The 13,466-nt window shown below is 63.7% G+C and carries 15 protein-coding genes; 1 reads left to right on the plus strand and 14 read right to left on the minus strand.

Annotation, left to right across the window (positions count from 1 at the left end):
• Window position 1: 1 nt before the first annotated feature.
• The 8 genes from lepB to rpoE all read right to left on the minus strand — a co-directional run bounded on the left by lepB (window position 2) and on the right by rpoE (window position 6,948).
• Entirely contained in the window at window positions 2-790 is a 789-nt protein-coding gene (gene lepB / locus SUTH_RS10880) for a signal peptidase I (RefSeq protein ID WP_041099215.1), read from the minus strand.
• On the minus strand, window positions 787-2,580 hold the full coding sequence (lepA, locus tag SUTH_RS10885; RefSeq protein ID WP_041099217.1) for a translation elongation factor 4: 1,794 nt from the start codon (window positions 2,578-2,580) through the stop codon (window positions 787-789). Before lepA ends, lepB begins: the two co-directional genes overlap by 4 nt.
• Window positions 2,581-2,713: 133 nt before the next feature.
• The gene (locus SUTH_RS10890; RefSeq protein ID WP_231850994.1) at window positions 2,714-2,950 is read right to left on the minus strand and encodes a glutaredoxin family protein; all 237 of its coding nucleotides are present in this window, start codon (window positions 2,948-2,950) and stop codon (window positions 2,714-2,716) included.
• Window positions 2,951-2,984: 34 nt separating this feature from the next.
• The gene (locus tag SUTH_RS10895) at window positions 2,985-4,418 is read right to left on the minus strand and encodes a DegQ family serine endoprotease (protein WP_041099219.1); all 1,434 of its coding nucleotides are present in this window, start codon (window positions 4,416-4,418) and stop codon (window positions 2,985-2,987) included.
• On the minus strand, window positions 4,415-4,861 hold the full coding sequence (locus SUTH_RS10900; RefSeq protein ID WP_041099221.1) for a SoxR reducing system RseC family protein: 447 nt from the start codon (window positions 4,859-4,861) through the stop codon (window positions 4,415-4,417). Before SUTH_RS10900 ends, SUTH_RS10895 begins: the two co-directional genes overlap by 4 nt.
• Window positions 4,858-5,829 (minus strand): MucB/RseB C-terminal domain-containing protein, encoded by a 972-nt coding sequence (locus SUTH_RS10905; protein ID WP_052473546.1) that lies wholly within the window; start codon window positions 5,827-5,829, stop codon window positions 4,858-4,860. Before SUTH_RS10905 ends, SUTH_RS10900 begins: the two co-directional genes overlap by 4 nt.
• Entirely contained in the window at window positions 5,829-6,344 is a 516-nt protein-coding gene (locus SUTH_RS19685; protein WP_041099223.1) for a sigma-E factor negative regulatory protein, read from the minus strand. The genes SUTH_RS10905 and SUTH_RS19685 overlap by 1 nt, the downstream gene beginning before the upstream one ends.
• Window positions 6,345-6,348: 4 nt before the next feature.
• The gene (rpoE, locus tag SUTH_RS10915) at window positions 6,349-6,948 is read right to left on the minus strand and encodes an RNA polymerase sigma factor RpoE (protein WP_041099225.1); all 600 of its coding nucleotides are present in this window, start codon (window positions 6,946-6,948) and stop codon (window positions 6,349-6,351) included.
• Between the two features lie 185 nt (window positions 6,949-7,133).
• On the opposite strand from rpoE, the gene nadB reads away from it, so the two are divergent.
• Window positions 7,134-8,726 (plus strand): L-aspartate oxidase, encoded by a 1,593-nt coding sequence (gene nadB / locus SUTH_RS10920; RefSeq protein WP_041099227.1) that lies wholly within the window; start codon window positions 7,134-7,136, stop codon window positions 8,724-8,726.
• Between the two features lie 12 nt (window positions 8,727-8,738).
• Here the strand turns inward: nadB and SUTH_RS10925 are convergent, their stop codons facing one another.
• The 6 genes from SUTH_RS10925 to SUTH_RS10950 form a co-directional block, all read right to left on the minus strand.
• The gene (locus SUTH_RS10925; RefSeq protein WP_041099229.1) at window positions 8,739-9,161 is read right to left on the minus strand and encodes a protein YgfX; all 423 of its coding nucleotides are present in this window, start codon (window positions 9,159-9,161) and stop codon (window positions 8,739-8,741) included.
• Between the two features lie 12 nt (window positions 9,162-9,173).
• Window positions 9,174-10,409 carry a beta-ketoacyl-ACP synthase II gene (gene fabF / locus SUTH_RS10930; RefSeq protein ID WP_041099231.1) on the minus strand — a complete coding sequence of 412 codons (1,236 nt, stop codon included), beginning with the start codon at window positions 10,407-10,409 and terminating at the stop codon, window positions 9,174-9,176.
• A gap of 38 nt (window positions 10,410-10,447) precedes the next feature.
• Window positions 10,448-10,687 carry an acyl carrier protein gene (gene acpP, locus SUTH_RS10935; RefSeq protein ID WP_041099233.1) on the minus strand — a complete coding sequence of 80 codons (240 nt, stop codon included), beginning with the start codon at window positions 10,685-10,687 and terminating at the stop codon, window positions 10,448-10,450.
• A 74-nt stretch (window positions 10,688-10,761) separates the two neighbouring features.
• On the minus strand, window positions 10,762-11,508 hold the full coding sequence (fabG, locus tag SUTH_RS10940; protein WP_041099235.1) for a 3-oxoacyl-ACP reductase FabG: 747 nt from the start codon (window positions 11,506-11,508) through the stop codon (window positions 10,762-10,764).
• A gap of 11 nt (window positions 11,509-11,519) precedes the next feature.
• Window positions 11,520-12,467 (minus strand): ACP S-malonyltransferase, encoded by a 948-nt coding sequence (gene fabD / locus SUTH_RS10945; RefSeq protein ID WP_041099237.1) that lies wholly within the window; start codon window positions 12,465-12,467, stop codon window positions 11,520-11,522.
• 17 nt (window positions 12,468-12,484) lie between these two features.
• Complete coding sequence (locus tag SUTH_RS10950; RefSeq protein WP_041102210.1) at window positions 12,485-13,450, minus strand: beta-ketoacyl-ACP synthase III; 966 nt, start codon at window positions 13,448-13,450, stop codon at window positions 12,485-12,487.
• Window positions 13,451-13,466 lie beyond the last annotated feature (16 nt).

Below are 13,466 nucleotides of genomic sequence, written 5' to 3' on the forward strand. Positions count from 1 at the left end.
CCTAGTGAAACGAGCCGATCCGCTTCAGATCGCCGAAATTGAACCAGATGAAGAACGCCTTGCCGACCAGGTTTTCGTCGGGAACGAAACCCCAGAAACGGCTGTCCTGCGAATTGTCGCGATTGTCGCCCATCATGAAATAGTGCCCGGGCGGAACCTCGCAACTGACGCCTTCGCTATTGTAGTGACATTTATCGCCATGCGGAAAGCGGAAGATTTGCTGCACATAGGATGGCGCTTCGGCTTCGACCAAAATCTGGTGTTCCACCTTGCCCAGGGTTTCCATGAAGCGCGGGGTGTAGAACAGGCGGTCGCGATCGAAATAGTCATCGACCTTCTTCTGCACGACCTCCTGGCCGTTGATGGTCAGCTTCTTGTTGCGATAGACGATCTTGTCGCCCGGCAGCCCGACCACGCGCTTGATATAGTCGAGCGAGGGATCCGGCGGGTAGCGGAACACCATCACGTCGCCGCGCTGCGGCGTGTTCATTTCGATGATCTTCTTGTTGATCACCGGCAGGCGAATGCCGTAGGTGAACTTGTTCACCAGGATGAAATCGCCCACCAGCAGGGTCGGGATCATCGAGCCCGAGGGAATCTTGAACGGCTCGACAAGAAACGAGCGCAGCAGGAACACGGCAAGGATGACCGGAAAGAAGCTGCCGCCGTATTCCACCCACCACGGATCGGGGGCGTCGGCCGGGCGCTTCTTGCGCGCCCAGAAATGGTCGATGCACCAGCCGATGCCGGTGGCGATGACGAGCAGGAAAAGTATCAGGGCAAAGTTCATTTGTCACCCACGCGCAGCACGGCAAGGAAGGCTTCCTGGGGAATTTCGACGCTGCCGACCTGCTTCATGCGCTTCTTGCCGGCCTTCTGCTTTTCCAGCAGCTTCTTCTTGCGCGTGATGTCGCCGCCGTAGCACTTGGCCAGCACGTCCTTGCGCATGGCCTTGACGTTTTCGCGGGCGATGATGGTCGAGCCGATCGCGGCCTGGATGGCGACGTCGTACATCTGGCGCGGAATCAGCTCGCGCATCTTGGCGGCCAGTTCGCGGCCGCGATACGGCGCGTTGGCGCGATGCACGATCAGCGACAGGGCGTCGACCTTGTCGCCGTTGATCAGCACGTCGAGCTTGACCACGTCCGCCGCCCGGTACTCCTTGAACTCGTAGTCGAGCGAGGCGTAGCCGCGCGACACGGATTTGAGCTTGTCGAAGAAATCCATCACCACTTCGGCCATCGGCATGTCGTAGGTGAGTTGCACCTGGCGGCCGTGGTAGGCCATGTTCACCTGCGAGCCGCGCTTCTGCTCGCACAGGGTGATGACCGCGCCGAGGTACTCTTGCGGCACGAAAATCTTGGTGGTGATGATGGGCTCGCGGATTTCCTCCATCTTCTGCACTTCCGGCAGCTTGGCCGGATTCTCCACCTGGATCGTGCTGCCGTCGCGCATCAGCACTTCGTACACCACGGTGGGCGCGGTTGTGATCAGGTCCTGGTCGAACTCGCGCTCGAGGCGCTCCTGGACGATTTCCATGTGCAGGAGGCCGAGGAAGCCGCAGCGGAAGCCGAAGCCGAGCGCCTGCGAGACTTCCGGCTCGTAGTGCAGCGAGGCATCGTTGAGCTTGAGCTTTTCCAGCGAGTCGCGCAGGCTGTCGTACTGATTGGATTCGATCGGATACAGCCCGGCGAACACCTGCGACTTGATTTCCTTGAAGCCGGGCAGCGCCTGGGCGGCTCGTCGATCGGCGATGGTCACCGTGTCGCCTACCTTGGCGGCGTCAAGTTCCTTGATGCCGGAAATGATGAAGCCGACCTCGCCGGCGCGCAATTCGGGGCGGGTTACCGACTTCGGCGTGAATACGCCGACCTGTTCGCACAGGTGCTGCGAGCCTTCCGCCATCAGCAGGATCTTGTCCTTGGCGCGCAGCGTGCCATCCACCACGCGCACCAGCATCACCACGCCGACATAGTTGTCGAACCACGAGTCGATGATCAGCGCCTTCAGCGGCGCCACCGGATCGCCCTTGGGCGGCGGGATGCGGGCGATGACAGCTTCCAGCACATCATCGACGCCGAGGCCGGTCTTGGCCGAGCAGAGGATCGCCTCGGTGGCATCGATGCCGATCACGTCCTCGATTTCCTGGCGCGCGTTGTCGGGGTCGGCGGCCGGCAGGTCGATCTTGTTCAGAACGGGAACCACCTCGACGCCGAGTTCGATCGCCGTGTAGCAGTTCGCCACGGTCTGTGCCTCGACACCCTGCGAGGCATCGACCACCAGCAGCGCGCCTTCGCAGGCGGACAGCGAACGGCTGACTTCATAGGAGAAGTCCACGTGCCCCGGCGTGTCGATCAGGTTCAGGTTGTAGGTTTTTCCGTCGCGCGCCGTGTAGGAGAGCGCCGCGGTCTGCGCCTTGATGGTGATGCCGCGCTCGCGTTCGATGTCCATCGAGTCGAGCACTTGCGCTTCCATCTCGCGGTCGGACAAGCCGCCGCAGCGATGGATGATGCGATCGGCCAGGGTCGATTTGCCGTGGTCGATGTGGGCGATGATGGAGAAGTTGCGGATGTGATCCATGGGGTCAACAAAAAAGGTGCTCATTCAAACCCTTGAGCACCTTGGAGGAGGCCGAAAAGCAAGGCGCGGATTTTAGCCTAAAACGACGTTTCAGTGCAGGCTAATGCCTGCGAATGCAGGCGTTACGCCGAAACTAAAGTCGTTTTAAATACTCACGCACTTTCGCCGCGTCGAGGAAGTAGTGACAGAGTTCGCGACCCTCGCCGTCGACCAGCACCGGCACCAGTTCGTCGTATTTCGCTTCGAGCGCGGGATCGGCATCGACATCCAGCACCTCGATCCCGAAATGCGGCACGCCCGGCTCGCCGCGCAGGGCTTCCAGCGCGGCGAGCATGTCGTGGCACAGATGGCAGTAGTCGCGGCTGAACAATTGCAGCCGCGGCGACGGGCGATCCTCCGCAGCGCTATTTTTCAGATACGCCCTTGATGGTGATGAAGGTCTGTGAATCGCCACGCCGCACCAGCAGCGTGATCGTGGCGCTCTTGTCGACGCCCTGCAGCAGCTCGTTGAACTGCGGCAGGGATTTGACGTCGGACTGGACGCCCTTGATGATCACCGACAGGATGATGTCGCCGGAGCGCAGATCGGTGCGCGTGCCGCCGTTCCTGACTTCCTCGACGATCAGGCCATGCTGGATGCCCAGCGCCCGCCTCTGCTCCGCGGTGGGCGTCACCAGCACCAGACCCAGCCGATTGCTCACCTGAGGTTCGGCCGGCTTGCCGCCGCGGCTGGCGCTGCGCATGCCACCTTCATCGTCGGGTATCTCGCCGACGGTTGCAGTCAGGTCGCGGCTGGCCCCCTTGCGCCAGACCTGCACCACGACCTTGCTGCCGGGTTTGGTCGACCCCACCATGCGCGGCAGGTCGCCGGATTCGGCGACGGGCTTGCCGTCGAACTTGAGGATGATGTCGCCGACCTCAATCCCGGCCTTGTCGGCCGCCGCCCCTTTTTCCACCGAGGCGACCAGGGCACCCTGCGGCTTGCCCAGGTTGAAGGACTCGGCCAGGTCCTTGCTCACCTCCTGGATGCCGATGCCCAGCCGCCCGCGGCTGACCTTGCCCTTGTTCTTCAGCTGGCCCTGGACATCCATCGCCAGGTCAATCGGGATCGCGAAGGACACGCCGATCGAGCCGCCGGAACGTGAATAGATCTGCGAATTGATGCCCACCACTTCGCCCTTCATGTTGAACAGCGGCCCGCCGGAATTGCCCGGATTGATCGCCACGTCGGTCTGGATGAAAGGCACGAAATTCTCGTGCGCCAGCGAACGGCCCTTGGCGCTGACAATGCCGGCGGTGACGGTATTCTCGAAGCCGAAGGGCGAGCCGATTGCCACTACCCATTCGCCGACCTTGAGCTTGACGGAATCACCCAGCTTGGCCACCTGCAGGTTGCTGGCCTCGATCTTGATCAGCGCCACGTCGGTGCGCTTGTCGGCACCCAGCACCTTGGCCTTGAACTCGCGCTTGTCGGTCAGCTTGACCAGCACCTCGTCGGCGCCATCGACGACATGGGCGTTGGTCAGGATGTGGCCGTCGGCGCTGATGATGAAACCGGAACCGAGCGAGCGGCTCTTGAACTCCTGCGGCACGCCGGGGAAATTCGGAATCTGGCCCGGAAAGAAGCGACGCAGGAGCTCCTGCATCGATTCGTCCCCCTCGAACTGGAACGGGTGAACACCACGACGGCCCTTGATGACCTGGGTGGTGCTGATATTCACCACGGTCGCACCCTGCTTCTCGACCAGTTCGGTGAAGTCAGGCAGATCGCGCGCCTGCACCTGCAGCGAAACCACCGAGGAAAAAACCACTGCGAGCAAAACGAGAAGTTTCTTCATGACGACTCCTTGAAACGTACTTCCTGGGTTTGAACATCCAACGATAAAAAACTGTCCTGACGCCGCGCACGAAGCTCTTTGAAGCGCAACAGCACGAGACCGCAACCGAGGCCGGCAAGGGTTCCCATCGCGGCCCATGCGTCGCCGCCCGCGGTTTGCCCGACGACGGCGCCGGCGATGGCCAGCAACACCGGCAGTACATATGAGGCCAAGGAGGCGCGCCACAAGGTGCCGTCGGCCACGGTCAGTTGCACGCGGTCGCCGATCCGGGCGCCGATCCTGTTTTCCAGCCGATAGCGGCGTGGCCCCGCGCTCAAGCCGAGCAGGCTGTCCTGACAGGCATCGGTATTCTTGCAACTGCCGCAAGCGGGTGCACGACCGGGGACTTCAACCCAGACCTCGTTGCCCGAGGCTTCGACCACGACCGCATCGCACTGGCTCATTTGCGTCTCCGCTCGATGCCGTCGCCAAGCCGCCTGACTGCAAGCGCCGGCACCTCGCCCATGACGACCAGTCGATGCTCGCCCAAGTGGCGCCGATACACATTGACCGGGCCGACCGTGGACATGGTGTCGGCTTCCCCTGCCGAACCGCCCGGCTCGATGAATACCGAGATCGATGCCAGCCCATCGGAAAACACCACATGAAGGCTCTCCGGATTCCCGGGCGCCGTCTGTCGCTTCATGGCCGCAACCTTGCGAAATCCCGGCAGCGCGGCACGGAAACCCCACCCCATTTCTTCGGGGTTCACCTCGGTCGCCCGCACCTGCTGCACCCGTACGCGCTCGCTGTCGAAACGCGGCTTCAGTGCCCCCTGTTCAAGCGGCCCGCCAATCTTGACCTGGGTAAAAGCAAAGGACTCGAGCGTCTCGCCGCGTTCGCCGAGCAGGCTGGCCTTCAGCAACAAGCCGCTGGCATCGTCCATCCAGAACTCATGGCCATAACGCAACTCGTCGCGCGGCTCCAGCAGCACGGCCCGGCTCTTCATGCCCGCGACCCGCCCCAGGCCGCCGCTGCGAATTGCATAGTGCTCCGGCAAGCCGCCCAAACCGGCAGGCAGCAGGGTGGGGAACCCGCGCTTGCTCGACCGGTTCTCGATGATCAGGAGCTTTTCTTCCGGGAAAAAGCATTTCACTTCCGTGCCGGCGCGCAACACCTCCCGCGGACTCCCGTCAAGCGCTTCGATCCGCTCGACTTCGAGACCGTTGTTCGCGGAATGTGCAATGCGCGAGCTATCGACCTTGCCGCCGCTGCGATAGACGAATGTACCGCTGTAGGTCAGTTGCCGCGAGCCTTGCGCAATGCGTTGCAGCAAGGCCAGCCCATCGTCGGCCAGGGCCGGCACAGCCAGCAGCACGGGGCTCAGCACAATCCCGAAGAATGCCGGCAGCAAGGCGCGAACCACGGCCATCAGCGGCCCTCGCCCGAAGCGGCAACGGTGCGTATGTTGCGCGCACCGCCAACCATGGGGCCGCCCGGCGCATAGGCCTGATGCGCCACCAGATATTCCTGCAAACGCGGCGTCGACTGCGAGCTTGCCGGCATCGACCCCGCTGCCGGTCCCGGCTTCGCGGTCGCCAGCGCAAGCTGCCGGGCCGGAGCCGTGTCGCCGCTCGGCGCCAGTACCAGCCAGGCGACTACCGCCACGCCAGCGGCGGATGCGGCGAGCGCCAATGCCGGCCGCTGCCATTCGAGCGTCCGACGCGGCGCGGGCGCCATCACGGTGGGTTCCAGTTCGATTGCCGACATCACGCGGGAAGCCACATCGATGTCGAGTCCGCGCTCGCCGCGCAAGGCCGCGCCGATCAACTGGCAATCGCACCATTCGCTGCGCAGTTCCTTCTTGCGCTTCAGTTCGCGGAATATCTCGGCAATCTCGTGGCTTTCGAGCTCACCATCCATCAGGGCCGAAATTCGTGTCTTCATGTCGTCACCATCTCTTGTCCGGGGCTGCATCGAGCAAAGGCTTCAATCTGACCGAAATCGCGTCGCGCGCGCGGAAAATCCGCGAACGCACGGTGCCGATCGGACAATCCATCACTTGCGCAATTTCCTCATACGACAAACCATCAATTTCGCGCAGGACAATCGCCGTGCGCAACTCCTCGGGCAGCGCTTCCATCGCCGCATTCACCGTCTGGCCGATCTGCTTCGTCATCAGCAGGCGCTCCGGGGTATCCGTGTCGCGCAACAGATCCGCCTCCTCGTAGCTTTCCGCTTCTTCGCTATCGACCCCGGTCGTCGCCGAAGCTCGCCGGCCATGGGTCACCAGCCAGTTCTTTGCGGTATTGACGCCAATCCGGTACAGCCAGGTATAAAACGCGCTGTCGTTGCGAAAACCCGGCAACGCCCGGTAGGCCCGAATGAAACTGTCCTGGACAATATCCTCCACCTCGGCCGAATCACGCACCATGCGCCCGACCAGACGCGCGAGCTTGCGCTGGTACTTGGCAACCAGCAGGCCGAAAGCCTGCTTGTCACCCGCCTGCACCCGCTCGACCAGTATCCGGTCTGCTTCGCGATCACCCATGGGCTTTGCTGTTTGTTCTCGCCAGATGAAAAAATGCGCGGTTCCGATTTGACCGCAAGCGAGTATAACAAGCCACTCCACCCACTTTCCCGCTGCTCCGGCCACTCCGACGCCGGCCGTTGCCCACACTGACCGAAGGCCTTCGAAATAGTTCCACGTTTGGGGCAATGATATAGTCCCGCCCCATGAATACAGCCGCCATCCAGCATTTCGACGTCCTCATCATCGGCAGTGGCCTCGCGGGCCAGTCGCTGGCATTGCGGCTCGCCGATACCCGCCGCGTCGCGCTGGTAACCAAGAAATCGCTGACGGATTCCGCCTCGGCCTGGGCGCAGGGCGGCATCGCCGCGGTCCTCGATCCGGCCGACAGCGTCGCGGCCCACATCGACGATACCTTCACGGCGGGCGCCGGCCTGTGCGATCCGACCGCCACCCGCTTCGTGGTCGAACATGGCCGCGAAGCCATCGAATGGCTGATCGGGCGCGGCGTTCCATTCACCCCCGACGAATCGCCGCTGGGTTTCCATCTGACCCGCGAAGGCGGCCACGGCCAGCGCCGCATCATCCATGCGGCGGATGCGACGGGGACCGCCGTGCAGGAAACCCTGACCGAGCAGGTGAAAAAACATCCGAACATAACGGTTCTGGAGCGGCACATCGCGGTCGACCTGATCACGGCGGCCAAGCTTGGCCTGCCCCGCAATCGCTGCCTCGGCGCCTATGTGCTGGACATTGCCCGCGATCGCGTGCTGACCCTCGGCGCCAGCCACACGGCACTGGCCACCGGCGGCGCCGGCAAGGTCTATCTCTACACCACGAATCCCGACACCGCCACCGGCGACGGGGTGGCCATGGCCTGGCGCGCCGGTTGCCGGGTGGCAAACATGGAATTCATCCAGTTCCATCCGACCTGCCTCTACCACCCGCACGCCAAGTCCTTCCTGATTTCGGAAGCCCTGCGCGGCGAGGGCGGCCTGCTGCGCCTGCCCGACGGTACGCGCTTCATGCCCGACCACGACAGCCGCGCCGAACTCGCGCCGCGCGACATCGTGGCCCGCGCCATCGACTTCGAAATGAAGCGTCACGGCATTGACTGCGTCTTCCTCGACATGACGCACAAGCCGGCCGACTTTCTCAAGGATCATTTCCCGACCATCCTCGCCCGCTGCCTGGAACTGGGCATCGACATCACCCGCGAACCGATTCCGGTGGTGCCCGCCGCGCACTACACCTGCGGCGGCGTGGTCACCGACATGGCGGCGCGCACCGACCTCGGCGGGCTGTATGCGATCGGCGAAACGACATTCACCGGACTGCACGGCGCCAATCGCCTGGCCTCCAATTCGCTGCTCGAATGCGTGGTGTTTTCAGCTTCGGCGGCGCAGGAGATTCTCGCCGCGCCGGTCGAGCCCCTGCCCCATCTGCCGCAGTGGGACGAAAGCCGGGTGCGCGATGCCGACGAAGAGATCGTCATCTCCCACAACTGGGCCGAACTGCGTCGCTTCATGTGGGACTACGTCGGCATCGTCCGCACCAACAAGCGGCTGGAACGCGCCCTGCACCGCATCAGGCTGCTGGAAAGGGAAATCGAGGAGTACTACGCGAACTATCGCGTCGGCAACGATCTCATCGAGCTGCGCAATCTGGTATTGACCGCGCATCTGATCGTGAAAAGCGCACAGCGCCGCCACGAAAGCCGCGGCCTCCACTTCAGCCGCGACTACCCGGAAACCCTGCCGCGCGCACTGGACACCGTGCTGCACCCGCGCCAGGGCTGAGCCCGGAATACTTCAGGCGGGCTGCGCCGCAGCCGAGCGCCAGCGCAGCCAGAGCCGCAACTGGCGAAAATCCTCTGCTGCAAGGCTGTCGGCAAGCAGCGTCAATGATCGCAGACGACCTTGTTGTCGATACAGCAGTACCACCAGGAACGGCAGCACCAGGGTATGCGGATGCACCGCGGCTTCGTTCGCCGTACCGCCAGCGCCGACTGTTTCAAGCCGGCCGTCGCCACGCAATACAAGCGCCTCCACCCGCTCCGTGCGGCGCACGCGCACCAGCGATGCCCCGATCGATAACAGCAAGGCGGCCGCCAGCCATGGAGGGAGCGTGGCAGCAAACACCGCGCCGGCCGCCACGACGTGTGCCAGGGACTGGATCAGCAGCAGGCGCCGGGAAGGTTTGAGCGAAACGGAAAACGGGGCGACGGCCTTCATCGCCCGGCCTTGCTAGATGCGGCGGAAGACCAGAGAGCCGTTGGTACCGCCGAAGCCGAAATTGTTCTTCAGCGCCACGTCGATCTTCATCGGCCGCGCCGTATTGGCGCAGTAGTCCAGGTCGCACTCCGGATCCTGGTTGAAGATGTTGATGGTCGGCGGCGAAATCTGGTGATGCACGGCAAGCACCGTGAACACCGATTCGAGTCCGCCGGCGCCGCCCAGCAGGTGGCCGGTCATCGACTTGGTCGAATTGACCACGGTTTTCTTCGCCGCATCGACGCCGAAGGCCAGCTTGATGGCCTCGGTTTCGTTCTTGTCGCCCAGCGGTGTCGAGGTGCCGTGGGCATTGACGTAGTGCACCTGGTCCGGATTGACACCGGCGTTCTTCATGGCGTTCACCATGCTCCGGCGCGGACCGTCGGTGTCGGGTGCGGTCATGTGGAAGGCATCGCCGCTCATGCCGAAGCCGGACAGCTCGGCGTAGATCTTCGCGCCGCGCGCCCGGGCATGTTCGTACTCTTCGAGCACCATGACGCCGGCGCCCTCGCCCATGACGAAACCGTCGCGATCCTTGTCCCAGGGACGGGAAGCAGTCGCCGGATCGTCGTTGCGCGTGGACAGGGCCTGGGCCGAAGCGAAGCCGCCCACGGCCAGCGCCGACACAGTCGCCTCGGCGCCGCCGCAAACCATCGCGTCGGCATCGCCGTACTCGATCATCCGCGCCGACAGGCCGATCGCGTGCAGGCCCGTGGTGCAGGCCGTGACCACGGCAATGTTGGGCCCCTTGAGGCCGAACATGATCGACAGGTTGCCCGAGATCATGTTGCTGATGGTGCCCGGAATGAAGAAGGGCGAAATCTTGCGCGGACCGCCCGCCAGATAGTCGTTGTGCGTATCCTCGATCATCGGCAGGCCACCGATGCCGGAGCCGATGTTGACGCCGATGCGCTCGGCATCGGCCTGCGCCGTGTCGAGCCCGGCGTCGCGCAGCGCCTGGATGCCGGCCGCCATGCCGAAATGGATGAAGGTATCCATCCGGCGCGCTTCCTTCGCGGACAGGTAGGCGGTGACGTCGAAGTTCTTCACTTCGCCGGCAATCTGCGCCTTGAACGCCGCGGGATCGAACTTCGTGATGCGGCCGATCCCGCTCTTTCCGGCAAGCAGGTTGTCCCAGGCTTCGGGAACGCTATTCCCAACCGGCGAGACAAGTCCCAGACCGGTGACGACCACACGGCGTCGCGACACGATGAACTCCGAAAGAAAGGATTGAAACGGGGTGAGGATTACTTCTTGATGTTGGCGTTGACGTAGTCAACCGCCTGCTGCACGGTGGTGATCTTCTCCGCGTCTTCGTCGGGAATCTCGCACTCGAACTCTTCTTCCAGCGCCATCACCAGTTCCACGGTGTCGAGCGAGTCGGCACCGAGATCGTCCACGAAGTTGGATTCGTTCTTGATGTCGGCTTCATTGACGCCCAGTTGCTCGGCGACGATCTTCTTGACGCGTTGTTCGATGTTCTCCATCTTGAAACTCCTTCCCTGATTTATCGGGTGGTAAAAAACCTGCTTATTTTAACAGCCTGATCCTCTCGCGGGAATCAGGCCATGTACATGCCGCCATTCACATTCAAGGTGCTGCCGGTGATGTAACCGGCGCGGCCGGATGCAAGAAACGCCACGGTGGCGGCGATCTCGTCCGGCTGTCCCAGACGGCCCAGCGGAATCCTGCCCAGCAGCGCGTCGCGCTGCGCGTCCGGCAGAGCCTTGGTCATGTCGGTATCGATGAAGCCCGGCGCCACGCAGTTCACCGTGATGTTGCGGCTGCCCAGCTCCTGCGCCAGCGCGCGGCTCATGCCGGCAACGCCGGCCTTGGCCGCCGCGTAGTTGGCCTGACCCGGATTGCCGGCCTCGCCCACCACCGAGGTGATGTTGATGATGCGCCCGAAGCGCGCCTTCATCATGCCGCGCATGACCAGTTTGGACAGACGGAACACGGCCTTGAGATTGGTCTCGATGACCAGGTCCCATTCATCGTCCTTCATGCGCATGGCCAGGTTGTCGCGGGTGATGCCGGCGTTGTTCACCAGCACCGACACCGGGCCGAACTTCTTTTCGATCTCGCCGATCAGCGCCTCGCAAGCCGCCGCGTCGGTGACGTTGGCGCTCGCGCCCCAGCCGGTGATGCCGGCGGCATCGAGCGCCTGCTGAATCTCGGCGGCGCCCGCTGCCGTTGTCGCGGTTCCGACCACAGTGGCGCCCTGGGCGCCCAGTTCCAGCGCGATGGCACGGCCGAGGCCGCGCGAGGCGCCCGTCACGAGGGCAATCTGTCCCTTCAAATCCGCCATGTCAATTTCCTTTAATTTCCCTTAACAACTGCCAGCGCTGCATCCATGGCAGCCAGATCATTCATGGCGCCGCCGTTGAGGCTTTCAACGCAGCGCTTCACCAGCCCGGACAAGACCTTGCCCGGACCGCATTCGAAAACGTGGGTCACGCCCGCCGCCTGCATCGCCTGCATGGTTTCGACCCAGCGTACCGGGGAAGCCGCCTGGCGCACCAGCGCATCCCTGATCGCCGCGGGATCGGCAAGCTGCGCCACGTCGACATTGTTGATCAGCGGAATCCGCGGCGAAACCAGCGTGAGTTCCGCCAGCCGTGCTTTCAGCGCTTCGGCCGCCGGCTGCATCAGCGAGCAATGGAAGGGGGCCGAGACGGGCAGCATCAGCGCGCGCTTGGCGCCCTTCGCCTTGACCAGTTCCGCCGCGCGTTCGACCGCCGCCTTGTGGCCGGCGATCACGGTCTGCTTCGGCTCGTTGAAATTGACGGCCTGCACCACCTGGCCCTGCGCGGCTTCGGCACAGGCTTCGATCACGGCCGCGGCATCGAGCCCCATCACCGCCGCCATGGCGCCCTCGCCGGCCGGCACCGCCGCCTGCATCGCCTTGGCGCGCAATTCGACCAGCGGTACCGCATCCTTCAATTGCAATACGCCGGCAGCGACGAGCGCCGAATACTCACCGAGACTGTGGCCAGCCACCAGTGCCGGCTGCGCGCCACCCTTTTCCAGCCAGAGGCGATAGACCGCGATGCCGGCGGTGAGCATCAGGGGCTGGGTATTGACCGTCTGGTTCAGCGCTTCGGCCGGGCCGTCGGTCACCAGTTGCCACAGATCGCGCCCGAGCGCGGCCGAAGCCTCGTCGAACGTGGCGCGGACTATCGCCGCATCGCCCGCATCACCGCAATACGCGGCCATCATGCCGAGCGACTGGGAACCTTGGCCTGGAAATACGAGTGCGAATTTCATGTTGATTATTCTCGAGTTCAGAACTTGAGCAGGGTCGCGCCCCAGGTGAAGCCGCCGCCGACGCCTTCCAGCAACAGATGCTGGCCGCGCTGAATGCGGCCGGCGCGTACCGATTCATCGAGCGCCAGCGGAATCGATGCCGCGGAAGTATTGCCGTGACGATCCACGGTCACGATGCATTTTTGCGGAGAAATATGAAGCTTTTTCGCGGTTGCCTGCAGGATGCGTACATTAGCCTGATGCGGAATCAGCCAGTCAACCTGCGCCGCCGTCATGCCCGCCGCGTCCAATACTTCGTTGGCGACATCGGCCAGCACCTTGACGGCAAACTTGAACACGGCCTGCCCATCCATGCGCAGGAAGGGATCGCCGGTGACGACGCCACCGCAGATCTGGCCCGGCACCGAGAGGATGCCGTGGTGGCTGCCGTCGGCATGGAAGGCGCTGGCCAGCAAACCGGGTTCCGCCGCGGCCTCCAACACCACGGCGCCCGCGCCGTCGCCAAACAGCACGCAGGTGCCGCGATCCTTCCAGTCGAGGATGCGCGAAAACACCTCGGCGCCGACCACCAGCGCGCACTTGTGCGAACCGGAGCGAATGAACTTGTCGGCGATCGTCAATGCATAGACGAAGCCGCTGCATACGGCCTGCACGTCGAAGGCCGGCGCACCATTGGTAATGCCCAGCTTGCTTTGCAGCAGGGCGGCGGCACTGGGAAACACGTAATCGGGCGTCGAGGTGGCGACGATGATCAGGTCGACCTCTTCGGGCTTGCGTCCGGCGGCCTCAAGGGCGCGCCGACTGGCTTCGAGCGCCAGGTCGCTGCTGGCGATGCCGGAAGCGGCCAGATGGCGGCTGCGGATGCCGGTACGCTCGACGATCCACTCGTCGGACGATTCGAGTCCATGGGCAGCAATCAAGGCCGCGTTGCTGACGGGCTCGCCGGGAAGATAACTGCCGGTACCGCTGATTCGGGTTTGGATCGTCACTCAGCCTCCA

The organism is Sulfuritalea hydrogenivorans sk43H, assembly GCF_000828635.1.
GTDB classification, from domain to species: Bacteria; Pseudomonadota; Gammaproteobacteria; order Burkholderiales; family Rhodocyclaceae; genus Sulfuritalea; species Sulfuritalea hydrogenivorans.

Coding starts and splice junctions, on each gene's coding strand:
- SUTH_RS10900 (WP_041099221.1), bottom strand. CDS start 4,861: ATGAGCCAGTGCGATGCGGTCGTGGTCGAAGCCTCGGGCAACGAGGTC.
- SUTH_RS10925 (WP_041099229.1), bottom strand. CDS start 9,161: ATGAAGGCCGTCGCCCCGTTTTCCGTTTCGCTCAAACCTTCCCGGCGC.
- fabG (WP_041099235.1), bottom strand. CDS start 11,508: ATGGCGGATTTGAAGGGACAGATTGCCCTCGTGACGGGCGCCTCGCGC.
- SUTH_RS10905 (WP_052473546.1), bottom strand. CDS start 5,829: ATGGCCGTGGTTCGCGCCTTGCTGCCGGCATTCTTCGGGATTGTGCTG.
- SUTH_RS10895 (WP_041099219.1), bottom strand. CDS start 4,418: ATGAAGAAACTTCTCGTTTTGCTCGCAGTGGTTTTTTCCTCGGTGGTT.
- SUTH_RS19685 (WP_041099223.1), bottom strand. CDS start 6,344: ATGAAGACACGAATTTCGGCCCTGATGGATGGTGAGCTCGAAAGCCAC.
- fabD (WP_041099237.1), bottom strand. CDS start 12,467: ATGAAATTCGCACTCGTATTTCCAGGCCAAGGTTCCCAGTCGCTCGGC.
- lepB (WP_041099215.1), bottom strand. CDS start 790: ATGAACTTTGCCCTGATACTTTTCCTGCTCGTCATCGCCACCGGCATC.
- acpP (WP_041099233.1), bottom strand. CDS start 10,687: ATGGAGAACATCGAACAACGCGTCAAGAAGATCGTCGCCGAGCAACTG.
- rpoE (WP_041099225.1), bottom strand. CDS start 6,948: ATGGGTGATCGCGAAGCAGACCGGATACTGGTCGAGCGGGTGCAGGCG.
- nadB (WP_041099227.1), top strand. CDS start 7,134: ATGAATACAGCCGCCATCCAGCATTTCGACGTCCTCATCATCGGCAGT.
- lepA (WP_041099217.1), bottom strand. CDS start 2,580: ATGGATCACATCCGCAACTTCTCCATCATCGCCCACATCGACCACGGC.